The sequence below is a fragment of the Kitasatospora sp. NBC_00458 genome (assembly GCF_036013975.1).
Classification (GTDB): Bacteria; Actinomycetota; Actinomycetes; order Streptomycetales; family Streptomycetaceae; genus Kitasatospora.
This window is the reverse complement of record NZ_CP107904.1, coordinates 5,026,656-5,053,019: the sequence shown is the minus strand read 5'-3', so window position 1 is coordinate 5,053,019 and position 26,364 is coordinate 5,026,656. Positions and strand designations below refer to the sequence as shown.

At 73.6% G+C, this 26,364-nt stretch carries 23 protein-coding genes; 9 read left to right on the top strand and 14 right to left on the bottom strand.

Annotated elements, in window-relative coordinates; translation table 11 throughout:
• Positions 1 to 18: 18 nt before the first annotated feature.
• Positions 19 to 891, bottom strand: coding sequence for a dihydropteroate synthase (gene folP, locus OG550_RS21040; protein ID WP_327679792.1), 873 nt, complete (start codon positions 889 to 891; stop codon positions 19 to 21).
• Between the two features lie 145 nt (positions 892 to 1,036).
• Positions 1,037 to 2,875, bottom strand: a complete 1,839-nt coding sequence (locus OG550_RS21035; protein ID WP_327679790.1) for a phosphatidylglycerol lysyltransferase domain-containing protein — start codon at positions 2,873 to 2,875, stop codon at positions 1,037 to 1,039.
• Between the two features lie 376 nt (positions 2,876 to 3,251).
• Between OG550_RS21035 and OG550_RS21030 the strand changes: the two genes are divergently transcribed.
• Positions 3,252 to 4,403 (top strand): alpha/beta hydrolase, encoded by a 1,152-nt coding sequence (locus OG550_RS21030; protein WP_327679788.1) that lies wholly within the window; start codon positions 3,252 to 3,254, stop codon positions 4,401 to 4,403.
• Positions 4,404 to 4,566: 163 nt separating this feature from the next.
• Positions 4,567 to 5,364 (top strand): ferritin-like domain-containing protein, encoded by a 798-nt coding sequence (locus OG550_RS21025; protein ID WP_327679786.1) that lies wholly within the window; start codon positions 4,567 to 4,569, stop codon positions 5,362 to 5,364.
• A gap of 15 nt (positions 5,365 to 5,379) precedes the next feature.
• On the opposite strand, the gene folE is transcribed toward OG550_RS21025, so the two are convergent.
• The 6 genes from folE to dacB form a co-directional block, all read right to left on the bottom strand.
• Positions 5,380 to 5,985 carry a GTP cyclohydrolase I FolE gene (folE, locus tag OG550_RS21020; RefSeq protein WP_030309924.1) on the bottom strand — a complete coding sequence of 202 codons (606 nt, stop codon included), beginning with the start codon at positions 5,983 to 5,985 and terminating at the stop codon, positions 5,380 to 5,382.
• A 126-nt stretch (positions 5,986 to 6,111) separates the two neighbouring features.
• Complete coding sequence (gene ftsH / locus OG550_RS21015) at positions 6,112 to 8,163, bottom strand: ATP-dependent zinc metalloprotease FtsH (protein WP_327679783.1); 2,052 nt, start codon at positions 8,161 to 8,163, stop codon at positions 6,112 to 6,114.
• 228 nt (positions 8,164 to 8,391) lie between these two features.
• Positions 8,392 to 8,946 carry a hypoxanthine phosphoribosyltransferase gene (gene hpt, locus OG550_RS21010; protein ID WP_030059589.1) on the bottom strand — a complete coding sequence of 185 codons (555 nt, stop codon included), beginning with the start codon at positions 8,944 to 8,946 and terminating at the stop codon, positions 8,392 to 8,394.
• Positions 8,947 to 9,017: 71 nt separating this feature from the next.
• Positions 9,018 to 10,145 carry a tRNA lysidine(34) synthetase TilS gene (gene tilS / locus OG550_RS21005; RefSeq protein ID WP_327679780.1) on the bottom strand — a complete coding sequence of 376 codons (1,128 nt, stop codon included), beginning with the start codon at positions 10,143 to 10,145 and terminating at the stop codon, positions 9,018 to 9,020.
• A gap of 261 nt (positions 10,146 to 10,406) precedes the next feature.
• Positions 10,407 to 11,585, bottom strand: a complete 1,179-nt coding sequence (locus tag OG550_RS21000; RefSeq protein WP_327679778.1) for a zinc-dependent metalloprotease — start codon at positions 11,583 to 11,585, stop codon at positions 10,407 to 10,409.
• Positions 11,586 to 11,634: 49 nt separating this feature from the next.
• Positions 11,635 to 13,170 (bottom strand): D-alanyl-D-alanine carboxypeptidase/D-alanyl-D-alanine endopeptidase, encoded by a 1,536-nt coding sequence (gene dacB, locus OG550_RS20995; RefSeq protein WP_327679776.1) that lies wholly within the window; start codon positions 13,168 to 13,170, stop codon positions 11,635 to 11,637.
• Positions 13,171 to 13,246: 76 nt separating this feature from the next.
• Between dacB and OG550_RS20990 the strand changes: the two genes are divergently transcribed.
• From OG550_RS20990 to OG550_RS20980, 3 genes are all read left to right on the top strand, one after another.
• Positions 13,247 to 13,738 carry an inorganic diphosphatase gene (locus OG550_RS20990; RefSeq protein WP_148643392.1) on the top strand — a complete coding sequence of 164 codons (492 nt, stop codon included), beginning with the start codon at positions 13,247 to 13,249 and terminating at the stop codon, positions 13,736 to 13,738.
• Positions 13,739 to 13,971: 233 nt separating this feature from the next.
• Entirely contained in the window at positions 13,972 to 14,643 is a 672-nt protein-coding gene (locus tag OG550_RS20985; RefSeq protein WP_327679773.1) for a biliverdin-producing heme oxygenase, read from the top strand.
• A gap of 136 nt (positions 14,644 to 14,779) precedes the next feature.
• Positions 14,780 to 15,367, top strand: coding sequence for a hypothetical protein (locus OG550_RS20980; RefSeq protein ID WP_327679771.1), 588 nt, complete (start codon positions 14,780 to 14,782; stop codon positions 15,365 to 15,367).
• A 39-nt stretch (positions 15,368 to 15,406) separates the two neighbouring features.
• On the opposite strand, the gene OG550_RS20975 is transcribed toward OG550_RS20980, so the two are convergent.
• The 3 genes from OG550_RS20975 to OG550_RS20965 form a co-directional block, all read right to left on the bottom strand.
• Positions 15,407 to 16,345, bottom strand: coding sequence for a hypothetical protein (locus OG550_RS20975; protein WP_327679769.1), 939 nt, complete (start codon positions 16,343 to 16,345; stop codon positions 15,407 to 15,409).
• A 522-nt stretch (positions 16,346 to 16,867) separates the two neighbouring features.
• On the bottom strand, positions 16,868 to 18,601 hold the full coding sequence (locus tag OG550_RS20970) for an HtaA domain-containing protein (RefSeq protein WP_327679767.1): 1,734 nt from the start codon (positions 18,599 to 18,601) through the stop codon (positions 16,868 to 16,870).
• 43 nt (positions 18,602 to 18,644) lie between these two features.
• Positions 18,645 to 20,225 carry an HtaA domain-containing protein gene (locus tag OG550_RS20965; protein ID WP_327679765.1) on the bottom strand — a complete coding sequence of 527 codons (1,581 nt, stop codon included), beginning with the start codon at positions 20,223 to 20,225 and terminating at the stop codon, positions 18,645 to 18,647.
• 158 nt (positions 20,226 to 20,383) lie between these two features.
• Between OG550_RS20965 and OG550_RS20960 the strand changes: the two genes are divergently transcribed.
• From OG550_RS20960 to OG550_RS20950, 3 genes are read left to right on the top strand one after another with little or no spacing between them, the layout of a single operon-like run.
• Positions 20,384 to 21,415: a heme/hemin ABC transporter substrate-binding protein gene (locus tag OG550_RS20960; protein ID WP_327679764.1), complete on the top strand. Its 1,032-nt coding sequence runs from the start codon at positions 20,384 to 20,386 to the stop codon at positions 21,413 to 21,415.
• Entirely contained in the window at positions 21,412 to 22,488 is a 1,077-nt protein-coding gene (locus tag OG550_RS20955) for a FecCD family ABC transporter permease (protein WP_442906042.1), read from the top strand. The genes OG550_RS20960 and OG550_RS20955 overlap by 4 nt, the downstream gene beginning before the upstream one ends.
• Positions 22,479 to 23,303 (top strand): heme ABC transporter ATP-binding protein, encoded by an 825-nt coding sequence (locus tag OG550_RS20950; RefSeq protein ID WP_442906163.1) that lies wholly within the window; start codon positions 22,479 to 22,481, stop codon positions 23,301 to 23,303. Before OG550_RS20955 ends, OG550_RS20950 begins: the two co-directional genes overlap by 10 nt.
• Positions 23,304 to 23,369: 66 nt before the next feature.
• On the opposite strand, the gene OG550_RS20945 is transcribed toward OG550_RS20950, so the two are convergent.
• From OG550_RS20945 to OG550_RS20935, 3 genes are all read right to left on the bottom strand, one after another.
• Complete coding sequence (locus OG550_RS20945; RefSeq protein ID WP_327679762.1) at positions 23,370 to 23,585, bottom strand: dodecin; 216 nt, start codon at positions 23,583 to 23,585, stop codon at positions 23,370 to 23,372.
• Positions 23,586 to 23,788: 203 nt separating this feature from the next.
• Complete coding sequence (locus tag OG550_RS20940) at positions 23,789 to 24,748, bottom strand: asparaginase (protein ID WP_327679761.1); 960 nt, start codon at positions 24,746 to 24,748, stop codon at positions 23,789 to 23,791.
• A 74-nt stretch (positions 24,749 to 24,822) separates the two neighbouring features.
• Entirely contained in the window at positions 24,823 to 25,410 is a 588-nt protein-coding gene (locus OG550_RS20935; protein WP_327679759.1) for an RsiG family protein, read from the bottom strand.
• A gap of 470 nt (positions 25,411 to 25,880) precedes the next feature.
• On the opposite strand from OG550_RS20935, the gene dtd reads away from it, so the two are divergent.
• Complete coding sequence (gene dtd, locus OG550_RS20930) at positions 25,881 to 26,321, top strand: D-aminoacyl-tRNA deacylase (protein ID WP_327679757.1); 441 nt, start codon at positions 25,881 to 25,883, stop codon at positions 26,319 to 26,321.
• Positions 26,322 to 26,364: the final 43 nt, after the last annotated feature.

Sequence of the window (26,364 nt, the reverse complement as noted above, 5' to 3'; positions counted from 1 at the left end):
TCCCGTCCTCCCTGCCGGTCACCCCTGCCGGGCCGCGCGCTGCCAGGCCGCGACCACCCGGACCGCGTCCGCCGTGCCGGACACGTCGTGCACCCGCACCGCCCAGGCCCCGGCCCGGGCCGACAGCACCGACACGGCAGCGGTCGCGTCGTCGCGCTCTCGGGCCGGGCGCAGTTCCCCGGTTTCCGGGTCGGCGAGCAGCGTACCCAGGAACCGCTTGCGCGATGCGGCGACCAGGACGGGCCGGCCGAGCGCGGTGAGCGCGTCGAGCCGGCCGAGCAGCGCCCAGTTGTGCTCGGCGGTCTTGGCGAAGCCGAGGCCCGGGTCGAGGATCAGCTGCTCCTCCTTGGCCCCCGCCGCCAGCAGCGCCTCCATCCTGGCGGTCAGCTCGGCGGCCACGTCCGCGACCACGTCGTCGTAGACCGCCAGCCGGTCCATCCCGGCGGACTGCCCGCGCCAGTGCATCACCACGAACGGGGCGCCGGTCTCGGCGACCACCCGGGCCATCGCCGGGTCGGCCAGCCCGCCGGAGACGTCGTTGACGATCACCGCGCCTGCGGCCACGGCCTGCTCGGCGACGGAGGCGCGCATGGTGTCGACGGAGACGGCCACCCCGGCGTCCACCAGCTCCCGCACCACCGGCAGGACCCGCTTCAGCTCCTCGTCCTCGGGCACCCGCTGCGAGCCGGGGCGGGTGGACTCGCCCCCGACGTCGACCAGGTCCGCGCCGCGGGCCCGGAGCGCCAGCCCGTGGGCGATGGCCCGGGCGGGGTCGTGCCACAGACCGCCGTCCGAGAAGGAGTCGGGGGTCACGTTGACCACGCCCATGACGGCGCAGCGGTCGAGCCGCGGCAGTCCGGCCGGCAGGGGGAGGGGCACCGAATCGCTCATAACCCCATTATCTGGCCGACGCCAGCCGGTCACCCGGCAGCCCACCCGCGAACACCGCCCGGCAGGACGCCGCCGGCCCCGCCGAGGAGGTCCTCGGCGGGGCCGGCGGAAGGGGGCGCGGCGGCCCGGCGGGCCGCAGCACGGCTCAGGCGGCCTCGGTGACCTCCGGCCTGGCCTCGGCCGGCATCAGGCCCTGGCGCTGCCGCCTGCGGCCGAGACGGGGCATGCCGAGGGTGATGAAGGCCTCCGCCTGCATCGCGGCGAAGCCGATCCGGGGCAGGTCGCGGGTGTTCGGGAAGACCAGGAACCGCGGCTCCCACTCCGGCTGGAACTTCGCGTTGAACTTGTACAGCGACTCGATCTGGAACCAGCGCGACAGGAAGACCAGCAGTCCGCGCCAGGCCCGCAGCACCGGACCGGCACCGATCCGCTCACCGCGGGCCAGCGCCGAGCGGAACATCGCGAAGTTCAGCGACACCCGGCGGACGCCCATCGCGGGCACCGCCTGCAGCGCCGCGACGATCAGCAGTTCGTTCAGGCCCGGGTCGGCGGCCCGGTCGCGGCGCATCAGCTCCAGCGAGATGCCGTCCGGCCCCCAGGGGACGAAGTGCAGCACCGCCTTGAGGTCGTCGCCGGTCTCGCCCTCCTCCGGGGCCTTGTGGGCGGTGACGACCACGCAGGCGTCGTCGCCCGGGTCGCCGAACCGGCCGAGCGCCATCGAGAAGCCGCGCTCGGTGTCGGTTCCGCGCCAGCGGGCCGCGGCCTCGGCGATCCGGTACTTCTCCTCGGCGGTCAGGTCGGAGACTCGGCGGACCTGGCAGGAGTAGCCGTTGCGCTCGATCCGCTTGACCATCTGGCGGACGTTGCGCATGGCCCGCCCGGCCAGCGAGAAGGTGGCGGTGTCGACGATCGCCTCGTCGCCCAGCTCCAGCGCGTCCAGGCCCGCCTCGCGGGTCCAGACCTCGCCGCCGACCTCGCTGCAGCCCATCACGGCCGGCACCCAGGCGTGCTCGCGGGCCTCGGCCATGAAGACCTTGATCGCGCCGGGCCAGGCCTCGACGTCGCCGACCGGGTCGCCGGAGGCCAGCATCACCCCGGAGACCACCCGGTAGGAGATCGCCGCCTTGCCGCTGGGCGAGAACAGCACGCTCTTGTCGCGGCGCAGCGCGAAGTAGCCGAGCGAGTCCCGCTCGCCGTGCCGCTCCAGCAGCCCGCGGACCTTCTCCTCGTCCTCGGCGGTCAGCTCCGGCTTGGGCTTCTCCGGCCGCAGCGCCAGGTAGGCGGTGGTGAAGGCGGTGATCAGGCCCATCCCGCCGAGCAGGTAGGCCACCAGGTCGGAGACCCGGTCCGAGGTGTAGTGGACCTGTCCCTCGAAGCCGAACAGCCCGTAGACGACGTGCTCCAGCCGCTCGTACAGACCGGCGTGGCCGAGCTCGTACCCGGTCCGGGTGGAGACGACCAGCAGGCCGAGCAGCACGCTCACGGTGCCCATCACGACCAGGTTGACCAGCGCCCGCCAGCGGGTGCGGGGGTCGGCCTTGGCGTAGAACTCGCGCCGGTGGACCAGCACGACCACGAACAGCACCAGCGAGATGACCGCCGGGCCCAGCTGGTGCCAGCGCAGCAGGTGCAGCGCGGCGCCGACCGGCAGCAGCACGCAGACGGCCCGCCAGGCCCGCCGCTTGCGCCGGCGCAGCGCGTGCGCGAGCAGCACCAGCAGCAGGCCGACCATCAGGGTGCCGGCGGCGGCGAGGGTGGTGGTGCCGCCGGGCAGCTGTCCGGCGAAGGTGTGCACCTTGGTGTGGCGGAGCTTGGGGAACACCGCACTGGCGATGTCCACCAGCCCGATCAGCAGACAGGCGTAGCCGACCGCACCGGGCAGCCAGGCCCTCGGTACGGCGGCCGCTTGGGTACGAAGCGTCTGCAGGCCGCGACGGCGGGGCGGCTGCTCGGGGCTCGGCTCAACGGACACGGGAACGCTCATGGAGGTTCAGCGTAGGGGCTGCGGAGCGGTGTCCGGTCACTCCCGGGGAGGAGCCGTGATGGACCTTCATGCCATTTCCTTCATCAGGCAGTACGCACACCAAGGAGCCGGAAACGGAGGGCGGACCGGCGCTCTGGGGGCACTGCGATTGAGCCGAGGGGTGGGTGCCGGGGCTCCTCGCCGCGTGGCGCGACGGGGCCCCGCGTACGCGGTACGTACGGTGGACGCCGCATTCTAGGGCGCCGGTTGCGTGCCGCGGACCGGCGGTCCCCCGGGCCCTCCCGGCGTCCGGACAGCCTAGCCGCGCTGGCCCCGGCTGACGCACCGCCAGACGATGAAGCCTGCACCGACAGTGTCCCACCGGAAGGCCCACGGCATGGAACTGACCAGCGACGCCCTGATGAACTCGCTCCTCGCCCTGGGTTCGGCGGCGCTCGTCACGACCCTCTGGATCTGGCCCCGGCTGGCGCGGCAGCGCCCGCTCCCGGTGCTCGGACGGGTCGGTCTGATGACGGTCACTCAGGTCTCGGTGCTCGCCGTGCTGGCGCTCGCCGTCAACAACTCCTTCGGTTTCTACACCACATGGGACGACCTGCTCAGCTCCGGCGGCACCAAGCTGACCCTCACCAGCAACGAGGCCCACAAGGGCGTGCCGGCCTCGGACGCACTGCTCCAGCCGACCGAGGAGGGCGGCATGGAGACCGTCGGCGACCTGCCGAAGGGCCCGCCCGAGGAGAGCGGCAAGGTCGAGTCGGTCCGGGTCACCGGCAAGGAGACCGGTCTGTCCGACCAGATGTTCGTCTACCTGCCGCCGGAGTACTTCGACCCGAAGTTCGCCCTGGTCCGCTTCCCGGTGGTGCTGTCCATCGCCGGCTACCCGGGCACGACGCTCAATCTGATGAAGGACCTGCCGGTCATCCAGACCGCCGCGGAGCTCCAGCGCACCGGGAGGATGCAGCCGACCATCGTGGTGCTGGCCCGTCCGACCGTCGCCGCGCCGCGGAACACCGAGTGCGTGGACGTCCCCGGCGGACCGGCCGCCGAGACCTGGTTCACCAAGGACGTCCCGGAGGCCCTGCGCTCCGTGTACCGGACCAGCCGCTCGCCCGCCGCCTGGGGGACCTTCGGCTACTCGACCGGCGGCAGCTGCGCGTTCCGGCTGGCGATGCGGTTCCCGAACGTCTACGGCGTCGCCGGCGGCCTGCACGGCGACTTCAAGGTGGTCGAGGACCAGTTCACCGGGGCCAGCCTGTTCGGGGGCGACAAGGCCCTGGCCGACCAGAGCGACCTCACCTGGCGGCTGCAGAACCTGCTCGTCCCGGCCCTGTCGATGCTGGTGGTCTCCACCCGCAAGGAGGCCGACTACCCGCGGACCGTCCAGTTCGTCGACCTCGCCCAGCAGGTCTCGGCCGCCAATCCGCAGTTCACCGTCGAGTCGCTCTACCTGGACGACGGCGGCCACAACTTCGAGAGCTGGGTGCGCGAGCTGCCCGCCTCGCTGGAGTGGATGGGCCACCACCTCGGCTGAGGCGTCCCGCGGACCGCCCGGGGCGCGCCCCGGGGGTCACGTCCACTGGGTCAGCCGGGTGATTACCGGCCGGTCGGGCGGACCGGCCGGCGAGCCGGGGGAACGCATCGGGACCGCCCGGCCGCAACGGCCGGCACCGTCCCGGATCCGGGCAGGAGGCCCCATGCTCAGCACCCGATCACTCTTCGACGAGATCTACCGGAACGACGAGGCCTATCAGCTGTTCTGCAGCATCGCAGCCGGCGGCGAGGACCAGGGCGGCTGGGAGAACGAGCGGATCACCGAGCTCACCCTCGACCCGGTGCTCGCCCCGAAGATCGCCCGGCACGGCGCCGACGAGCGCAAGCACGGCCGGATCTTCACCCAGCTGCTGAACAAGCGCGGCCTGCCGAGGATCGACGTCCCCGCCGAGGCCGACTACTGCATGCTGCTGGAGCGCCAGGGCGTCGGCCTCGCCCACGAGCGGCTCACCGGCGAGGTCCCGCTGACCGAACGCGAGATCATCACCTACCTGGCGCACAGCCGGGTCACCGAGCAGCGCGCGGCCGAGCAGATGCGCCAACTGGTCAAGGTCTACGGGGACAACCCCGACGTCGGCCGGGCGATGCGGATGATCTCGGCCGACGAGGACAACCACCTCGCCTACTGCCACGAGGAGCTGCTCCGGCTGGTCGCCGAGGGCCACGGCCCGTACGTCCGGCACGTCCTGGAGACCAGCGCCCGCGGCGAGATCCGCACCCACCGGGACGTCGGACTGGCGGTGACGTCCAGGATGGCGCGGATCCTGCGGTGGCCGCGCTGGCAGCTGGCCGTCGTCACCGCGGGCGTGCACGCGCTCTACCTGTACGACCTGCTCTACGGCTGGCGGCGGATGGTGCGGCTGCGGATGCCCGCGCGCCGCGACGCACTGGGCACCCCCGCACCCCCGCACGCGGCGGCGGAGGCGCAGGAGGCCATCTGACCCGTGGCGGCCCGGTCAGCGCCCGATGATGAGGCTCATCGCCTCGGCCCGGGTGGCCGGGTCGCGCAGCTGGCCGCGCACGCAGGAGGTGATGGTCTTGGCCCCGGGCTTGCGGATCCCGCGCATCGACATGCACATGTGCTCGCACTCGACCACGACGATCGCACCGCGCGGCTCCAGGATCCGCATCAGCGCGTCGGCGACCTGGCTGGTGAGCCGCTCCTGCACCTGCGGCCGGCGGGCGTAGACGTCGACCAGCCGGGCCAGCTTGGACAGGCCGGTGATCTTGCCGCTGGTCGACGGGATGTACCCGACGTGCGCGACGCCCCGGAACGGCACCAGGTGGTGCTCGCAGACGGACGTCAGCTCGATGTCCTTGACCAGCACCATCTCGTCGTGGCCGAGGTCGAAGGTGGTGGTGAGGACGTCCTCGGGCTCCTGCCAGAGGCCCGCGAATATCTCCTTGTACGCCCGCGCCACCCGGGCGGGGGTCTCCAGCAGGCCCTCGCGGTCCGGGTCCTCGCCCACGGCCAGCAGCAGCTCGCGGATGGCGTTCTCGGCCCGCTTCTGGTCGAAGGTGCCGACGGCGGGCGGACCGTCGAGCGTCACCGGGTCGATCATGCGGGCCTCGCTTCTCATGGGACTGGTCTCGTGGGACTGACTTGGCTGAACAGCACGGATGCCGCGCCTCCAGGGTACAAACCCTGGTGACGCGGCATCCATTCCGCGGGGTGCCGGTGCTGTCGATCAGCCCTCGGCGGGCGGGTCGGCCTGCAGCGGCGGGAGCTTCACCACGTCGGACGGGGCGGCCTCGACGGCGGCGGCGCCGTTGGTGAGCGCCAGCTCCTTCGGGGACTGCACCGGCGGGCGGGTGGACGGCGTCCGGCGGGCGGAGCCGGTCCAGGCCGGACGGGCCGGGCGCTTGACGATCGGGGCGAAGACCTCGGCGATCTGCTCCTTGTTGAGGGTCTCCTTCTCAAGGAGCTCCAGGACCAGGTTGTCGAGCACGTCGCGGTTCTCGACCAGGATCTCCCAGGCCTCGTTGTGCGCGTTCTCGATGAGCTTCTTGACCTCTTCGTCCACCAGCCCGGCGACCTCTTCCGAGTAGTCGCGCTGGTGGCCCATCTCGCGACCCAGGAACGGCTCGGAGTTGTCGCTGCCGAACTTGATCGCACCGAGGCGCTCGGTCATGCCGTACTGGGTGACCATGGCCCGCGCCGTGGCGGTGGCCTTCTCGATGTCGTTCGAGGCGCCGGTGGTCGGGTCGTGGAAGACCAGCTCCTCCGCCGCGCGGCCGCCCAGCATGTACGCCAGCTGGTCGAGCATCTCGTTGCGGGTGGTGGAGTACTTGTCCTCGTCCGGCAGCACCATGGTGTAGCCGAGGGCCCGTCCGCGGGACAGGATGGTGATCTTGTGCACCGGGTCCGCGTTCGGGGAGGCCGCCGCCACCAGGGCGTGACCGCCCTCGTGGTACGCGGTGATCTTCTTCTCCTTCTCGGACATGATCCGCGTGCGCTTCTGCGGACCCGCCACGACGCGGTCGATCGCCTCGTCCAGGATGTTGTTGTCGATCAGCTTCTTGTCCGAGCGGGCGGTCAGCAGCGCCGCCTCGTTCAGGACGTTCGACAGATCGGCACCGGTGAAGCCGGGGGTGCGCTTGGCGACGGCCGAGAGGTCGACGTCGGGCGCGATCGGCTTGCCCTTCTGGTGCACCTTGAGGATGTCCAGCCGGCCCTGCAGGTCGGGGCGCTCCACCGCGATCTGGCGGTCGAAACGGCCCGGGCGCAGCAGCGCCGGGTCGAGGATGTCCGGACGGTTGGTGGCCGCGATCAGGATCACGCCGCCCTTGACGTCGAAGCCGTCCATCTCGACCAGCAGCTGGTTGAGGGTCTGCTCACGCTCGTCGTGACCGCCGCCGAGGCCCGCACCGCGGTGCCGGCCGACGGCGTCGATCTCGTCGACGAAGACGATCGCCGGGGCGTTCGCCTTGGCCTGCTCGAAGAGGTCGCGGACGCGGCTGGCGCCGACACCCACGAACATCTCGACGAAGTCCGAGCCGGAGATCGAGTAGAACGGCACCCCGGCCTCGCCCGCGACGGCGCGCGCCAGGAGGGTCTTGCCGGTACCGGGCGGGCCGTAGAGCAGCACGCCCTTGGGGATCTTGGCACCGACGGCCTGGAACTTGGCCGGCTCCTGCAGGAACTCCTTGATCTCGTGGAGCTCCTCGACCGCCTCGTCCGCGCCCGCGACGTCGGAGAAGGTGGTCTTCGGGGTGTCCTTGGTCAGCAGCTTGGCCTTGGACTTGCCGAACTGCATGACGCGCGAGCCGCCGCCCTGCATCTGGTTCATCAGGAACAGGAAGACCAGGACGATGATCACGATGGGCAGCATCGACAGCAGGAGGCTGACGAGGGTGCTCTGCTTCTCCGGGCTGACGGTGTAGCCCTCGGTGAGCGTGCTCTGGTCGTTGTCGTTGATCTGGGCCTGCAGCTTGTCGGCGATCGCAACACCCTGGTCGCCGATGTACGAGGCCTGGAACTTGGTGCCGGACTGCGGCTTGCCGGTGCCCACTGCGGGCAGCTTGGCACCGTCCTTCAGCTGGATCTTGATTGTGCTCGAGTCACCCGTGGTGATCTGCGCCGACTTGACCTGCTTCGCGTCGATCGCTGCGACGACCTGCCCGGTGTCCACCGTCTTGTAGCCGTTCGAATCCGAAACGACCTGCATCAGCACGATGACGGCGAGGACGGCCAGCACGATCCACATGATCGGCGCACGGAAGTATCGCTTGACGTCCATCCATGCGGGGCGTTGCCGCCCCGTCCCTCCTGCCACTCAACGGCGCCGCGGGGCTGTGGGCCGCCGGCGCATCCGGTCTGTGCTCATGTGAAGAGCGGTTTTATTGGACCGTACCGCAGTACGACCCGCTCGTGGCGGGAGCACAGCGACACGACGTGTTTCTATGTCCCCACCGACCCAACGGGCGGGAACGGCCAACTGTTCCCGCCCGTCGTCCGAACGGGGTCATCAGCCGCCGTAGACGTGCGGGGCCAGGGTGCCGATGAACGGCAGGTTGCGCAGTTTCTCCGCGTAGTCGAGGCCGTAGCCGACCACGAACTCGTTGGGGATGTCGAAGCCGACGTACTTGACGTCGATCTCGACCTTGGCGGCGTCGGGCTTGCGCAGCAGGGTGCAGACCTCCAGCGAGGCCGGGCCGCGCGAGCCCAGGTTGCCGAGCAGCCAGGACAGCGTCAGACCGGAGTCGATGATGTCCTCGACGATGAGCACGTCACGACCGGCGATGTCGGTGTCGAGGTCCTTGAGGATCCGCACCACACCGGAGGACTTGGTGCCCATCCCGTAGGAGGAGACGGCCATCCAGTCCATCGTGACCTGCGAGTGCAGGGCACGGGCGAGGTCGGCCATGACCATCACGGCACCCTTGAGGACGCCGACGATCAGCAGGTCCTTGCCTGCGTAGTCCCGGTCGATGCGCTCGGCCAGCTCCAGGAGCTTCGCGTCGATCTCGTCCTTGCTGATGAGCACCTTCGCGAGGTCAGCGCCCATGTCGTTCTGGTCCACCGGGGATACGTCCTCAAACGTGTCGGGGTCTGGATGGCCGGCGGCCGGCTCCCCCGGGGCACACCAGCCCGTCAGTCGCCCTGTCGCCGAAAGACCAGCGTGCCACACCGCCGGGTGGCTTCGACGCCCCCGGGTAGGTGCAGCGGTCCCTGGCCGCGCCATCCGGTGACCAGCAGGTCGATCGTTTCGAGGTGGCGGGCGAAGAGGTCGCCGGCCGGACAGCCCGCGCGCAGCGCGGCCCGGCGCAGCACCCGGCGGCGTACGGCGGGGGGCAGTTCGGCCAGTTTCGCGGCGTCCAGGGTGCCTTCGCCCGTACGGAGGTCGCGTTCGGCCAGCGAGGCCCACTGGTCGAGCGCGTCGGCGTCGTCGCGGAACAGCCGGGCGGTGCGGGCGAGCGCCTCGACCACGCCGCCGCCCAGGTGCTTCTCCAGCACCGGCAGCACCTCGTGGCGGACGCGGGAGCGGGTGAAGGCCGGGTCGCAGTTGTGCGGGTCGTCCCAGACCGGGATCGCCTGCGCGCTGCAGGCCTGCCGGGTGGCGGCCCGGTCCAGCTCCAGCAGCGGGCGGCGGTAGCGGCCCTTCTGGGCCGGCATCCCGGCCAGCGAGCGGGAGCCGGAGCCGCGGGCCAGGCCCAGCAGGACCGTCTCGGCCTGGTCGTCGCGGGTGTGGCCGAGCAGGACGGCGACCGCGCCGTGGCGCTCGGCGGCCTCGTCCAGGGCGGCGTAGCGGGCGTCCCGGGCGGCGGCCTCGGGGCCGCCCTCGCGGCCGACCCGGACCGGGATCGCCTCGACCGGGTCGAGCCCGAGTTCGCGCAGCCGCTCGGCGACCTGGGCGGCGCGGTCGGCGGAGCCGGCCTGGAGGCCGTGGTCGACGGTGACGGCGCCGACCCGCAGACCGATCTTGGGGGCCTCGAAGGCGGTCGCGATGGCCAGCGCCATGGAGTCCGCGCCGCCGCTGACGGCGACCAGGACCAGCGGCGAACCGGGCGCGGCCGGGGTGCGCGGCAGCCCGGACGGGTGGCGGTGGGCGTTGCCGATCAGCGTGGTGCCGACGGCGGCGACGGCCAGCGGCGCACCGCTGGTGCGCTCGCGCGGCTCGCGGACCGGAGCGGTGAAGGTGGAGCCGGCCTCGGCGGCGAGGTCGGTGAGGGTACGGCGGACGGCCAGGCGTATCGCTGCGACGGCGGGGTGTGGGCCCACGGCGGACGACTCCTCGACTGAGGGGACAGGACGGCTGCGGGCGCGGCGGGGGCCGCGCTTCCATGAGCGCCGCGTTACCGGGCGCTCACAGATGGTGGCAGAAAGGAGGCAGCCGCTACGCCACCCGCGCCACCGGTACGACCACCGTCCCACGTTCGGGTGAATGGAGAAACGTATCTTCACCCGCCATCTGCACGACTGGACCACCCGTACGAACGGGTTTGACCATCCGCGACCACCCTGCGGGCCGAAACCCCCGGACTACCGCGCGACCCGGGCCACCCAGGCGGCCGGGTCGTGGATCTCGTCCTTGGTCGGCAGGGTGTTCGGCGAGGTCCAGACCCGGTTGAAGCCGTCCATCCCGACCTGGTCGACCACGCCGCGGACGAAGACCGCGCCGTCCTGGTACTGGCGGAGCTTGGCGTCCATGCCGAGCAGCCGGCGCAGGACGAGGTCGAGACGGTTGGCGCCGCGGTCCCGGCGCTGCTGGAACTTCTCCCGGATCTCCGCGACGCTCGGCACCACGGCCGGGCCGACGCCGTCCATCACCACGTCGGCGTGGCCCTCCAGCAGCGACATCACGGCGGTCAGCCGGCCGAGGATCTCGCGCTGGGCGGGCGACTGGACGATCTCCAGCAGTCCGGCGGACGGGGCGCTCTCGGCGCGCCCGCCGAGTCCGGGCAGGCCTCCGCCGAGCGTGCCCGCCGCGTCCCGCAGCCGGTCGAGCAGCGCGCCCGGGTCGACGTCGGTCTCGGTCAGGAAGGACTGCACCTCGGACTGGATGTGGTCGCGCAGCCAGGGCACCGCGGTGAACTGGGTGCGGTGGGTCTCCTCGTGCAGGCAGACCCAGAGCCGGAAGTCGGCCGGATCGACGTCCAGTTCGCGCTCGACGTGCACGATGTTCGGCGCCACCAGCAGCAGCCGGCCCGGGCCGGCGCTCTCGGGGCCGAGGCGCGGCTTGTCGAACAGGGCGGCGGGGCTGTCCGGCGCCTCCAGCGAGGACTCGGCCGGGGCGAAGGTCTCGTACTGGCCGAGCACCTTGGTGGAGAGGAAGGCCAGCAGGGCGCCGACCTCGATGCCGGTGGCCTTCTCCCCCACCGTGCCGAAGACGCCGGGGCCGGAGCCGTTGGCCCGGCGCGCCTGGAGCTTCGCCACCAGCGGCTGGACGATCGTGCGGAAGCCCGCCACGTTGGCCCGCACCCAGCCGGGGCGGTCCACGATCAGCACCGGGGTCGCGACCGCCTCGGACAGGCTGCTGGAGCGCATCCCGGTGAACTCCCGGACGTGCTCCTCGGCCTCCAGGGCGTGCCGGCGCAGCTCGGCGACCACGGCCGCCGCCTCGGCACGGCTCACCTCCGGTCCCGGCCGCACCAGCCTGGTCGCGGTTGCGACCGCGAGATTCCAGTCGACCATGTCAACACCGCCGCTCGCGCTCGTCATGCCCTCACCGTACGTGCTCTCGTCCGCCGGGGGGAGCCACAGTGGCCGGTCAGTGGCAGCCGCAGGCCGCCAGCCGGGCGACGATGCGGTCCATCGCGGCGCGGGCCGAGTCGACGGGGGCGCTGGTCCGGGTCATCACGGCGAAGGAGAGCAGCCTCCCCTCGGCGTCCACCACGGTTCCCGCCAGGGTGTTGACGCCGCTGAGGCTGCCGGTCTTGGCGCGGACCAGCCCGGCCGCGTCGGCCGCGCCGGATCCGGAACCGAACCGCTTGCCGAGGGTGCCGGTGAAGCCGGCGATCGGCAGGCCGGTCATCACCGGGCGCAGCGCGGGGTGCTGGTCGGAGGCGGCCAGCGCGAGCAGCTTGACGAGCACGACCGGCGGGATCGCGTTGCCGGTGTGCAGGCCGCTGCCGTCGTTGATCACCACGCCGTTCATCGGCACGCCGAGCCGGGTCAGCTCCTGGACGACGGCGGTGGAGGCGCCCTCGAAGCCGGCCGGCTGGTGGGCGGCGACGGCGACCTGACGGGCGATCGCCTCGGCGAGGGTGTTGTCGGAGGTGGTCAGCATCCGCTCGACCAGCCGGGCCATGGTCGGCGAGTCCACCCGGCCGAGCACCGGGGCGTCGGCCGCGGCCGGGGCGGCGGCCTGCTTGGCCTTGCCCTGGACGGTGATGCCCTGGGCCTTGAGCAGGGCGGCGAAGGCCTCGGCGGCCTGGCCGGCCGGGTCGGCGTACCGGGCCGGCGCGTCCTCGCGGCTCTTCGGGTCGGTCTTGGCCTCGTCCACCATCAGCGGGGTGACGAGCGCGATGTTCTCCCCGTCGTGGTTCTTGTGCTGCGGGCTGCCCGAGTACAGCGAGAGGTCGTAGTCCAGGGCGACGGTGGTGGTGCCGGCGGACTTCAGGGCGGCGGCGGTCTGCCGGGCCAGCGAGTCCAGCGAGGCGGGGGCGGTGTCGGGGTCGGCGGGCAGGCCGGCGATCTGCACCTGGTCGGCGGGGAGCGCGGTCAGCGTCGGGTCGCCACCACCCACGAGGGTGATCCCGCCGGGGGCCGCGCCCTTGACGACCCGGGTGGTCAGCCGGGTGTCCGCCGGGATCAGCGAGAGGGCCGCCACCGAGGTGGCCAGCTTGGTGGTGGAGGCCGGCGTGGCCGGGGTGTTCTCGCCGCTGCCGTACAGGAGCCCGCCGTCGGCGGCGTCCGCGACGGCGAGGCTGACGGTGCCGAGGCTGCGGTCGGCGAGCGCGGTGGCGAGCGCCTGATGGAGGCCCTGCGCGGTGGGCAGTCCGGCGCCCGGGCCGGCGTCGGCGGCGGCGAGCACCGTGCCGGCGGCGGCGGGGGCCGGGCGGGCGGTGGCGGGCGCACCGGTGCCAGTGGCGGGTGAGCCGGTGCCGGTGCCGGTGGCGGGTGAGCCGGTGGCGCCGGCCGGCGCGGTGGACCCGCCGGGAGCGGGCGTCCCGCTCGGTGTCGCGGAAGGCTGCGCGTACGCACCACCCGAGGTCAGCACCGTCCCGGCGACCAGGAGCGCCGTCCCGAACAGCCCCGCGGCCGTCCCCCGACGGCGGCGCCCCGCCCCTGCCCCTGCTCGCACGACCCGGCCCCTTTCCTGAGCACCCGCTCCCGTAGGAGACACTTGGATTCTGTCAGTACCTACCTTGGAGGAACCGTTGGAGTTCGACGTCCTGATCGAGATCCCGAAGGGCTCCCGCAACAAGTACGAGGTCGACCACGAGACCGGTCGCCTTCGTCTGGACCGGATGCTCTTCACCTCGACCCGTTACCCGGCCGACTACGGCTACGTCGAGGGCACCCTCGCGGACGACGGCGACCCGCTGGACGCACTGGTCATCCTGGAGGAGCCGACCTTCCCGGGCTGCCTGATCAAGTGCCGCGTCATCGGCATGTTCAAGATGACGGACGAGGCCGGCGGCGACGACAAGCTGCTCTGCGTCCCGGCGACGGACCCGCGCTGGGAGCACCTGCAGGACATCCACCACGTGTCGGAGTTCGACCGCCTGGAGATCCAGCACTTCTTCGAGGTCTACAAGGACCTGGAGCCCGGCAAGTCGGTCGAGGGTGCCAACTGGGTCGGCCGCGCCGAGGCCGAGGCCGAGGTCACCGCCTCGATCAAGCGTCTTGCGGAGCAGGGCGGTCACTGAGCCGAGCCGTCCCGATCCCGTCCCGCCCGGCGGTCCGTCCACCGGAGCGGTCCGAGGTGATCGGGGGCGGTCGGAGGCCGGGGTGCGCGGGATTCTCCCGCGGACCCCGGCCTTCGCCGTGTCAGGAGCCGGTCCGGCGGGCAGGGATCTTCCCGACACCCTGTCGGCATCACGCGAGCTTAGGCTAGGCTAACCAAAGCAATCGGGGGTGTTCTCGATCTCTGGAGGCCCGCATGCCCATACCCGAGCAGCCCGTCCCGTTCTCCACCGTCCTGCGCACCGCCAGCAGCGCTGAGCACGAGGCCGCCGAGCAGTCCTCGTTCATGAGCCGCCTGCTCGGCGGACACCTCGGGATCGAGGCCTACGCCGACCTCACCGGCCAGCTCTGGTTCGTCTACCGCGCCCTGGAGGAGCGGGCCGAGGAGCTGGCGGAGCACCCCGTGGCCGGCCCCTTCGTGGACCGCACGATCCTGCGCACCGAAGCCATCGAGCGCGACCTCGCCCACCTGCGGGGGCCGGACTGGCGCGAGGGCCTCGCCCCGCTGCCCGCCACCGCCGCGTACGTCGCCCGACTGGAGGAGCTGGTCGGCGAGTGGCCGGCGGGCTGGATCGCTCACCACTACACCCGCTACCTGGGCGACCTGTCGGGCGGTCAGATCATCCGCGGCATCGCGGAGAAGACCTGGGGCTTCGAGCGCAAGGGCGACGGCGTGCGGTTCTACGTCTTCGAGGAGGTCGGGAACCCGGCCGCCTTCAAGCGCGACTACCGGGCCAAGCTGGACGCCGCCGGCGAGGCGCTGGACGAGGTCGAGCGCCGCCGGGTGGTCGAGGAGTGCAAGCGCGCCTTCCAGCTGAACGGCGCGCTCTTCCACGACCTGGACACCCGGTACCCGCTCAGCGCCTGAGTACCGAACGCCTCGGAGCAGGAAGTCGGCCCGGCCGAATTCCCGCCCCGCGGCGCGGCCGTACACCGTCGGGGCCCCGGGCAGGTCCGGGGCCCCGACGGTGTACGGCGGGGACGGTTCCTGGTAGGGATGGGGTGTGCGCTTCGATACTGTCCCGATACCGCCCTCCGTCGATGCCCGCCCCCGCGACGTGCGTGGCTACCCCGTTCCGGCCATCACGCCGTGGGAGGGCGACCAACCCCAGTTCGCGCTGACGGACTACGGCCGCAGCGCCGACTGCGCGCGGGAGCGGCTCTGTTCGGTCTGCAACCTGCTGATGCCCCGGGGGCCGGTGTGGCGGGTGGTCGGTGAGACGGAGAGCGCCGCGATCGCCGAGGCCCTGGCGGCCGGGCGGCCCTACCGCAATCTCGCCCCGACCCTGGAGGGCCCGGGCCACCGCGCGTGCATGCTCTACGCCTCGATGGTCTGCCCGTACCTGGCCCGGCCCAACGCGCGGCGCAGGCAGTCGGCCGAGCAGCCCGACGAGATGACCGGACATGTCGTCCGGGGCTCGGTGCGGGGCACGACGGGCGCCGTGGTGGGCTTCGCCGACTACGAGTACGGGATCACCGAGACCCGGGTGCTGTTCCGCTTCCTCGACGTGGTGGAGTTCCTGCCCCATGACAATGCGGACGAGCATCTCGCCGACCTGAAAACGGAGTTGGACCGCCGAGCCGGTTACTGACCCGGCCGGGCGGTCCAACGGTCCTCATGCTCGCCGGTGTCAGCCGCGGTAGGCCGGCAGGCCGACCCGGCTGGTGACCACGACGGGCTTGGTGGCGCCGCTGACCGGGAGGGTGACAATGCCCTTGGGCGTCCGGGCGGCGATGGTCCGGCCGTCCGGCGAGAAGGTCGGCTGGGTGTAGTCGGTGGTGGCGTTGGGGGTGAGGTCCTTGGGGGCCTTGTCGCCCTGGCCCTTCACGAAGAGGTGGTCGTGCCCCTTCACCGAGCGGACGAAGACGACGTCCTCGCCGTCGGGCGAGAGCGCGGGCTGGGAGCCCTTGGCCAGCTCGTCGGTCTGCGAACGCAGGACCTCGTCGCGGATGTAGACGGTGCCGTTGTCGACGTTGGCGAAAACGGTGGTGCCGGTCCTGCCGCCCGCGTTCGGCCAGATGTTGCCGGTCTGCGGCAGGAGCCCGCCGTCGGGGCCGCCCCAGACACTCAGATCGGCCGGCTGGCCCTGGACGGCCGAGGCGGGAACGGTCTTCAGTCGGGAGACACCGTTCGTCCTGGCGACGAAGACGATGTTGTTCCTGGCGGGCGCCCCCGCCTCCGGGACGGCCGGGACCGACTGCCAGGTGGGGTGGTTCCAGTTCTGTCCACCGGGGTTCTTGGCCACGGTGACCCGGTTGCCGCCGTCCGCGTCGGAGACGACGAGGTTGCTCGCACCGTCGATGAAGACGGCCTTGTTGCCGTCCGGGGACCAGGCGAGGTCCCGCACGACGGTGCGGAAGTCGACCGTCTTGCCGTCGATCTGCACGTACCGCGTGCCGTTGCTGACGGTCAGCACGTTGTGCTTCAGCCCCTTCGAACCCGCGGCACCGCGCGAGGCCGCCTGGGCAGCCGGGCTGACGGTGGCCACGAGGCCGAGCGTCAGGGCGGCGACGGCGGCGAACTTCGCGGCGCGGGACGAGGACTTGCGGAACGAAAGGGCCTTGCTCATGACTGGATACCCCCAGGAACGATGTGATGGTCCGGTGCGGCACCAGAGCCGCGTCCGCCACCCCCGGCGGACTGTCGTCCGCCTGTTCGGCCCCCCGCTGCTCTGTGCGATGAGAGAAGCCTGTCAGTCGAGCTTCGCTAATCTGTGCGCCAACCGTCACGGATGTGAAACAGCGTCACACGATCTGCACAAATGCGACGGAGCAGGCAGTCGGACCGGCCGACTTCCTGCTCCGAGGCGTTCATCGAGCTTTGTCGGGGGTGCCGTCCGTGGGGGCGTGGAGCCGGCTTCGGAGGCGACGATTCCGACTGTGTCGAGGTCCGCATCGGGGCTGGTCCGGTCGAACGCCGAGAGTCCGACGACGGCGACGTCATCCTCCACACCGACCCAGCCGCCTTCGCCGGCCTCCTCAGCACCGTCAGGAGCGGCGAACTCGACCACCATGCACAGCCGACTCCCGCAAGGCGCTGTGGCCCCCCGCTCGGATCGAGCGAGGGGCCACAGGCACCTACTCACCGAATATCAGGCGCTGAGGGACGCGCGGCGGCGGCGGGCCAGGGCGGTGGCTCCGCCACCCATGAGCAGCAGGCCGGCGGCGGTCGCCACCAGCGGGACCACCGGGGTGTCGGAACCGGTCGAGGCCAGCACGCCGCCACCACCGAGCGACGAGGTGCCGCTGCCGGTGGTGGTGAGGGACGCACCGCCCACCGTGCCGCCCGTGCCCGAACCGGTGCCCGTGCCGGTCCCGCCACCGGTACCGGCGCCACCGGCCGCGCCGCCGGTGGTCGTGCCCGTGCCACCGGCCGAACCGCCGCTCGGCAGCTGGGCGTTCTTGTCGAAGGCCAGCGAGACGGTGACCGGGTCGAGGACCTCGCCCGCCGGGTAGTTGGCGAAGGCCGGGACGCCCTCGGCGGTCAGCACGGCCGGGACGCCGGAGAGCGTCACGACGCCGTTGACCGGGGTCAGGTCGGCCTTCGACAGGTCGAGCTTGGCGATCCGGGCACCGGACAGCGCGGTCGTCTTGCCGTCCAGGGACTTGGCGTTGACGTCGGCGGTCAGGAACGCGCCGTCCTTGTCGATGCTCAGCCCGAGCTTCGAGAAGGTGGTGTCCAGCTGGTAGCCGCCGCCCGCGGGGTGGCCGAGGAAGCGGACCGAGCCGGCGAAGCCCGCGGACAGGGCGTGGGTCCGGGTGTTGTAGCTGCCGGTCGCGTTGCCGAAGCGGTAGTCGGCCGCGCCGCCGCCGAACTCGACCTTGCCGTTGGCCACCGGGCTCTGCAGGTACTTGCGGAAGCTCTCCTTGACCTTCCAGTCCAGGGTGCCGTTGACGACGGCGAGCTCACCGGGGACGGCCGGCGGGGTGGTGGCCGTGGTGGTCGCGGACGGGGTCCCGGTCGCGGACGGCGAGCCGCTCGCGGACGGGCCGCCGGTCGCGGACGGCGAGCCGGAGGCGCTCGGCGACTGGGTCGCGGTCGGGGACTGGGTGGCCGAGGGCGAACCCGTCGCGGTGGGCGACTGGGTGGCGGTCGGGGACTGCGTCGCCGAGGGGGAGCCGGTCGCGGTGGGCGAGGCCGTCGCGGTCGGGGTGGCGGTCGCGGTCGGGGTGGCGGTCGGGGACGGCGTCGCCGGGCTCTGCTTGAGCACCAGCGCCAGCGGGTCCATCACCGTCCCGGCCGGGTAGCTCCCCAGGATCTTGGCGCCCTCCTCGGTGAGCTTGGCCTCCGTCGGGACACCGGTCGTGGTGTCCCGGCCGACGGTGAAGGTCGCCAGCGGGACGTCGTCGCGCTTCGTCACCTCGGGGGAGCCGATCGTCTCCGTACCGCTGGTGTCGGCGGTGATCCGGCCGGTCGTCCCCGCGGTGACGATCTTCAGGTCGGTGAACGTCAGGTCCAGCGCGCCGTGGTGGGCGGTGAACCGGACGCCGCCGTTGAAGCCGGCCTTGAGCTCGTGCGTGCCCATGTCGTAGGTGGCGCTCGCCAGGCCGAAGTGGAAGCTGCCGTCGGCGTTGGTGGTGGCGCCGCCGCTCAGCTCGATCGCGCCCTGGCCTATCGGCCCGGTCACGTAGCTGCGGAAGCTGGCCTTCACGCCCCAGTCCAGCGAACCGGTGTCGTAGGTGACGGTGCCCGGCGCACCGGCGCCGAAGGCCAGGGCGGGAGCACCGGCGGCGGCCAGGGCGAGACCGGCGGTGACGGCGGCCAGGGCGGCCATCCGGGTGCGGTTGCGGCGGCCGGCCGGGGGCAGGGCGGTGCTGCGGGACATGGGGGACTCCGTTCGGTGAGGCGGGGGAAGGGTGGGGCGGCCGTCAGGCCGCGTCGGCCGGCTCGCCGGCCCGGGGGTCCGCCGGCTCGGCACGGCGCCGGCGGAGGGTGTACACGAGACCGGCCGCGACGAGCGCCGCCGCCAGCACGCCGCCGGCCACCACGGCCGCCGTCGGCACGCCGCCCGAACCGCCCTCGTCGGAGGACGCGGCGGGTGCGGCGGAGGGCGAGGCGGTGGCCGGAGGGGTCGCGGACGGGGTCGGCGCGGCGACCGGGGCGCTGCCGATGTCGGGCAGCGGCGGGAGCGCGGCGGCCGGGTCGAGCGCGACGGCGAAGCTCAGCGGGTCCATCGCGGTGCCCGCCGGGTAGAGGCCGCCGAAGGCCTTGGCACCCGGCTCGCTCAGCTTCAGCGGGAGTTCGACGGCCTTGAGCAGGCCGCCCTCGGGCTTCAGCCCGGCCGGGTCGAAGGTGCCCAGCTCGACGCCGGTGAGCTGCTGGGCGGCACCGTCCGGCGTCCGGCCGGAGACGTCGGCGAGCAGCCGGCCCTGACCGTCGGCGATCGTCACACCGGGGTTGGCCAGGGTGAGGTCCAGGCCGTAGCCGTCACCGGTCTTCATGCCGGTGAAGCGGACGCTGCCGGTGAAGGCGGCGGTCAGCGCGCCGCTCGCCGGGTCGTAGCCGCCCTTGGCCGGGGTCCAGCGGAAGAACGCGCCGCCGTCCGCCGCGCCGCCGGTGAGCTCCCAGCGGCCCTGGGCGATCGAACCGGTGACGTAGTCGCGGAAGGTCCGCCGGACGCCCCAGTCGAGCGCGCCGTCACCGAACTCCGTCCGGGCGGCCTCCGGGGCCGCGGCCGGGGCGGTCGGTTCGGCGGTCGGCGCGGCGGCCGTCGGCGCGGCCGTCGCGGTCGGGGCGGCGGTCGGCTCGGGCGTCCCGGTCGGGCTCGGCGCGGCGGCCGTCGGGGCCGTCGAGGGTGCCGCCGAACCCGGCTGGGCCGCCGGGAGGTTGACCGAGAGGTTGACCGGGTCGAGGGCCGTCCCCGCGGTGTAGAAGTTGCCGAAGGCCTTGGCCCCGGCGTCGGTCAGCACGGCCGGGACGCCGCTGAGCGTCAGGGTGCCGGCCGCGCCGCGCAGGTCGACGCCGGCCAGCGAGAGGTCGGCCAGCTTGGCCTGGCTCGCGCTGCTGACCTGGCCGGTCTCCTTGGACTTGCTGCTGACGTCCGCGTACAGCCCGGCGGCACCGCCCGCGGCGGCGCGGAAGGTGAGCCGCCCGACGCTCAGGTCGAGCGCGTTGACGCCGTTCTCCTGGTGGCCGGTGAACCGGACCCCGCCGGAGAACGCGGCGGTCAGCGCGCCGGTGGCCGGATCGTACGTGCCGTTGGCGGAGTGGAACCGGAAGCCGCTGCCGGAGACGGTGGCCGCTCCCCCGGTCAGCGCCCAGCTCCCCTTGGCGATCGGCCCGGTGACGTAGGTCAGGAAGGACTGCTTGATCCCCCAGTCCAGCCGCCCCCCGGAGACCTTCCCCTCCGCCGCCACCGCCTGGCCGGGCATCAGCCCGACCGTCATCAGGGCCGCGAGGGCGGCCACCAGGGTGGCCACCAGACGGCGTAGGCGGCTGGGCAGAGGCACGCGGATCACTCCTCGGCGCGACGGGGTAAGGGGAGTCGGTACACCACCGACCCCCTTGCGAAGTTGAGGTAAGGCTAACCTAATATATGAGTCAAGAGCCCCGCCGCCCGCCCCCCACACATGGCGAACGGTGGGGACAACTCCCAGCGAAGGGGCCCATGTTGAGCGGCAGTACCACCCGAAACCGGGCGGCCCTCGGGCCCGCCCTCCTGCTGCTCGCCCTCGGCCTGCTGCTCGCCCTGACCGCCTGCGGCCCGACCGCCGGCTCCGCCGGGGCCACCGCCGGGACGGGCGTCTCGAAGGCCCCGGACGCGGTCGAACCCCTGCCCGGCGAGCCCTCCCCCCGGCTCCCCGCCACCGCCGCCTCGGCCGACGGCCGACAGGTCACCGTCACCAGCAGCGACCGGATCATCCCGCTCAACGGCAGCCTGGCCGAGATCGTGTTCAGCCTGGGCCTCGGCCCCAAGGTGGTCGCCCGCGACGTCTCCACCACCTTCCAGCAGGCCGCCGCCCTCCCGGTGATCACCCAGGCCCACGACGTCTCGGCCGAGGGCGTCCTCTCGATGCACCCGACCGTCGTCCTCGCCGACCGCTCCACCGGCCCCGCCGAGGCGATCGACCAGATCCGCGCCGCCGGCGTCCCGCTGATCGTGCTGGACGACGCCAAGAAGCTCGCCGACGTCGGCCCCCGCATCGACACCGTCGCCGCCGCACTCGGGATCCCCGACGCCGGACGGCAGTTGAAGGAGCGCACCGAGCAGCGGATCACCGAGGCCAGGGCCGCCCTGCCCGCCGTCGACCGCCATCCCAAGGTCGCCTTCCTCTACCTGCGCGGCAGCGCCTCGGTCTTCCTGCTCGGCGGCCCGGCCTCCGGCGCGGGCTCCCTGATCGAGGCGGTCGGCGGCGAGGACGCCGGCACCGCCGCCGGACTCTCCGGCGACTTCACCCCGCTCACCAGCGAGGCCCTGGTCAAGGCCGCACCCGACGCGATCCTGGTGATGAGCAAGGGGCTCGACTCCGTCGGCGGCGTCGACGGCCTGCTCAAGCTGCCCGGCGTCGCCCAGACCCCCGCCGGACTGGACCGCCGGGTCGTCTCGATCGAGGACGGCCAGCTGCTCAGCTACGGCCCGCGCACCCCGCAGGTCATCCGCGAGATCGCCGAACAGCTCTACCCGGCGGGCGCCAAGTGACCACCGCCGTCCGCAAGAAGACCGTCCCGCTGACCGGGCCCCGGAACCGGAACCGGACCACCCTGGTCATCGCCGCACTGGCCGTCGCCCTGGTGGTCTGCGCCCTGCTCGCGGCCGGCATCGGCGCCTACCGCATCCCGCTCGGCGACATCCTCGCCTCCTTCGCCCACCGGCTCGGCCTCGGCGGCCACCCGCTCGACCGCGTCCCCGAGTCGGTGCTCTGGAACGTCCGCCTCCCCCGGGTGGTGCTGGCCCTGCTGGTCGGCGGCTCGCTCGGCTGCGCGGGCGCCCTGATGCAGGGCGTCTTCGGCAACCCGCTCGCCGAACCCGCCGTGATCGGCGTCTCGTCCGGCGGCGCGGTCGGCGCGGTCGCCTGCATCGTGCTCGGCCTGGACGCCTTCGGCAACTGGACGATCACCGCCTTCGCCTTCGCCACCGGCCTGCTGACGGTCTTCGCGGTGTACGCGATGTCCCGCTCCGGCGGCCGCACCGAAGTGGTCACGCTGATCCTCACCGGCGTCGCGGTGAACGCCTTCTGCGGCGCGCTGATCGGCCTCTTCCTGTTCACCGCCGACACCGCCGCGATCAACCAGGTCACCTTCTGGCAGCTCGGCTCGCTCTCCCAGGCCACCTGGGGCAAGGTGCTGGCCGTCCTGCCGTTCGCGCTCGTCGGCCTCGCCCTCGCCCCGCGCTACGCGCGGCCGCTGGACCTGCTGGCGCTCGGCGAACGGCCGGCCCGCCACCTCGGCGTGGACGTCGAACGGATGCGCCTGGTGCTGATCACCCTGGTCGCCCTGCTCACCGCCGCCGCCGTCGCCGTCAGCGGCATCATCAGCTTCGTCGGCCTGGTCGTCCCCCACCTGCTGCGGATGATCGCCGGCCCGGGCCACCGGTTCCTGCTGCCCGCCTCCGCCCTCGGCGGCGCGCTCGTCCTGGTCGCCGCCGACCTCGCCGCCCGCACCCTGGCCGAACCCGCCGAACTCCCCCTCGGCGTGCTCACCGCACTCATCGGCAGCCCGTTCTTCTTCTGGCTGCTGCGCCGCACCCGGACCAAGCAGGGAGGCTGGGCGTGAGGCTGCGAACCCGCCCCGACGTACCCGTTCGGCCCGCCCCGGGCACCGAGCTCCTCACCGCCGGGGCCGTCCGGCTGACGGTCGGCGGGCGCGAGCTGCTGGCCGGCGCGGACGTCCGCGTGACGGCCGGCGAGGTGGTCGCCCTGCTCGGGCCGAACGGCGCCGGCAAGTCCACCCTGCTCTCCGTCCTCGCCGGCGACCTCGCGCCGACCTCCGGCGAGGTCCGGCTGCTCGGCCGCCCGCTGACCGGCTACCGGCCCCCCGAGCTGGCCCGGCACCGCGCCCTGCTGCCGCAGTCGGCCGCGCTGTCCTTCCCGTTCCCGGCGGACGAGGTGGTCCGGATGGGCCGCGCGCCCTGGTCCGGCACGGCGGCCGCCGCCGAGGACGACGCGGTGGTCGCCGAGGCGATGGCCGCGACCGAGTCCGCCGCCTTCACCGGACGCCCGTTCACCGTGCTCTCCGGCGGCGAGCGGGCCCGGGTGGCGCTGGCCCGGGTGCTGGCGCAGCGGACCGCGCTGCTGCTGCTCGACGAGCCCACCGCCGCGCTCGACCTGCGCCACCAGGAGCTGGTGCTGCGGGTCGCCCGCGAACGGGCGGCCGCCGGGGACGGCGTGGTCGTCGTGCTGCACGACCTGTCGCTGGCGGCGGCCTACGCGGACCGGGTGGTGCTGCTGGCCGACGGCGCGACCGTCGCGGACGGGCCGGTGGCCGAGGTGCTGCGGGCGCCGCTGCTCAGCGAGGTCTACGGCCACCCGGTCGAGGTCCTGCCGCACCCGCGCACCGGGGTCCCGCTGGTCCTGCCCGAGCGCGGCTGACCCCGGGCGCGGCCGGCCCCGGGGGCGGAACGGGCCGGGGGCGGAACGGGCCGGGCGCCCGGCGGGTCAGGCCTCGTCGTCCAGCCGGAAGCCGATCTTCAGGCCGACCTGGTAGTGCTGGACCCGGCCCTCCGCGAGGTGCCCCCGGACCTGCGTCACCTCGAACCAGTCGAGGTTGCGCAGCGTCCGGGAGGCCCGCTCGACCCCGTTGCGGATCGCGGCGTCGATGCTCTCGGTCGACGAACCGACGATCTCGGTCACCCGGTACACGTGCTCGCTCATGACGGACTCCCTCACCTGTGCGACGGCCCCCGGTCCACCGTGCACCGGGGGCCGTCCGTCCGCACCCCGGCGACCGCCGTCCAGGGCCGCCCGCGAGGAGCGGCGGGCGGAGGCCGGCGGACCGCGTCACGGGGAGCCGCCGCGAGGGCGTGTCCGCACAGTCGCGTCGGACCCGGCGGGACCTTGCGGACACGCCCGAGGGCTCAGAAGGCCGCCCGGACCTCGCCCACCGGGACGCCGCCGCCGAACAGCGGGGCGGCGGCTATCCGCTCGACCGTGCCGTCGGCGGCGGACACCCCGAGCCGGCGCAGCGCGGCCGCCAGCACCGGCCCGCGGGCCCGCTCCGCACCGTCGTCGATCTTGAAGGCGAGCGCCCGACCGTCCGGCAGCGCCACCACCTGGACGGACTCCGCCCCCATCTTGGAGAGCGCGCCCGGCACCGCCCGCATCAGCCAGGTGTCGGCCCGGCGGGTACCGGCGACGTACTCGGGGTGCGCGCGCATCGCGTCGGCCACCCGGCGCTCCGGCGTGCCGGGACCGGCCAGCAGCAGCGCCCGGTAGCCGCGGGCCAGGCCGGTGAGGCTGACGGCCAGCAGCGGCGCGCCGCAGCCGTCCACCCCGGCGTGCCCGGCGGGCTCGCCGGTGGCCTGCTCCATGGCCTCGCGGGCCAGCAGCTGGACCGGGTGGACCGGGTCGAGGTAGCTGTCGACGGGCCAGCCGTTGGCCACGCAGGCGGCCAGCCAGCCGGCGTGCTTGCCGGAGCAGTCCATCAGGATCGGCGCGCGCTCCCCGCCGGAGCGCAGGAGCAGCTCGGCCTCGGTCTCGTCGAGCGGGAGGTCCGCCGGGGTCCGCAGGGCGGACTCGTCCAGCCCGGCCCCGGCCAGGATCCGTCGTACCCCATCGAGGTGAAACGATTCTGCCGAGTGGCTGGAGGCCGCCAGCGCCAGCAGCTCACCCTCGATGGCCAGCCCGGCCCGCAGGGTGGCCACCGCCTGGAACGGCTTGGCGCAGGACCGCGGGAACACCGGCGCCTCCGGCGCTCCCAGGGCGAACTCGACCGAGCCGTCTGCGGCCAGCAGCACCAGCGAGCCGTGGTGGTGCCCCTCGGTGAATCCCGAGCGGACGACCTCGGCGAGCACGGACAGGGCGGTGGGGTTGGACATGGCGGGAGCCTTCCGGGGCTGAGGGTGGGCCGGGGGCGAGCCGGGTCCGGCCCCGCCCCCGGCGCCTCACCCGATCAGAGCGGGCCGCCCGCGAGCAGGTCGTCGACCCGCGCTTCCCCATCACGGTACCTGCGGGTGATCTCCGCGTTGCAGCCGTCCGCCGTCCGCAGCAGCAGCTGCCGGCGCCCGGACACCTCGCGCTCGTGCTCCCGCAGCCGGTCCAGCGCCGCCAGCAGTTCCTCCGCCGGGTGCGCGGCCAGATCGGCCAGCTGCACGTCGCCCATCAGCTCGTCCGCCTCCAGCTGGGACTGCTGGCCGCGCGGCGGGCCCAGCGTGACGTGCCGGGCCGACCGGCGGACGGTGGACGGCGCGTCGGTGAGGATCGCCGGCAGCCGCTCCAGCAGGGCCCCGGCCGGCTCCCCGGCCTCCGCCGGGCGGGCCGCCGCGCCGCCCGGCCTGCGGTCCAGCTCCGCCAGCAGGATGTCCATCCGCCCGTGCAGCAGCCGCCGCAGGTAGGAGAGGTCGGCCTCCTGTTCCAGGGTCTCCCGGCGCAGGATCCGCAGCTGATCCAGGCCCAGCCGTTCCAGGTCCTCCTCCGGACCCGGCCCCGCGTCCCCGGGCGCCCGCCCGTAACGGTCCTGCGCCGTGCTGCTCACGTCCATCAACCAACCACCTGCCGTCGTCCCGATCCCGCCCGCTCGCGGCACCCCGTCGCCTGCCGCCGGTCCGGCCCGTTCCCGTCGCGTGCGGCCGTGGCGCGCACCCGCCCGGGGCACGCCCGGCCACCCGCGAAGGTCGCCGCTCCGGCCTCCGCCGCCCACCGGGGCGGCACGCTGCCGGAACACCTGACCCACCGGCCCGGCCTTGCGGCCGAACCGGGCCCGGCGCGGCGGACCTTGGCGCCCCGGACCCCTTGTACGGTCCCCCAGCGTGCCACCCCGCCCGCCGCCGCCGCACCGCCCGTGCACCCGAACGGCCCCCTGGCGAAGAGGGGTGGCTGATATGACCGAAGCTTTCCGCAGGGAGAGCGGCGCCAACCGGTGCGCAGGCGCACGCTACCCGGCGCGCGACAGAGCATCGGGCGCCCCTGGGGGCGCGCCGGCGCCCCCGCCGCCTCCGGCACAATGGCCGCATGCGAGCAGTGGTACAGCGAGTGGCCGAGGCCCGGGTGACGGTGGCCGGCGAGAGCGTCGGCGCGATCGAGGGGCCGGGGCTCTGCGTCCTGGTCGGCGTCACCCACGACGACACCCCCGCCAAGGCGGCCCAACTGGCCCGCAAGCTCTGGACCCTGCGGCTGCTGCCGCCCGGCGAGGACGGCGTGGAGCGGTCCTGCTCCGACATCGGCGCACCGCTGCTCGTGATCAGCCAGTTCACGCTCTACGGCGACGCCCGCAAGGGCCGCCGCCCCACCTGGAACGCCGCCGCCCCCGGCCCGGTCGCCGAGCCGCTGGTGGACGAGGTCGTCGCGCAACTGCGCGCGCTCGGCGCCAAGGTGGAGACCGGCCGGTTCGGCGCGGACATGCAGGTCGCGCTGGTCAACGACGGGCCGTTCACCGTCCTGGTCGAGGTCTGAGCGACCCGGACCCGGACCCGGTGCGGACACCGGGTCCGCGGCG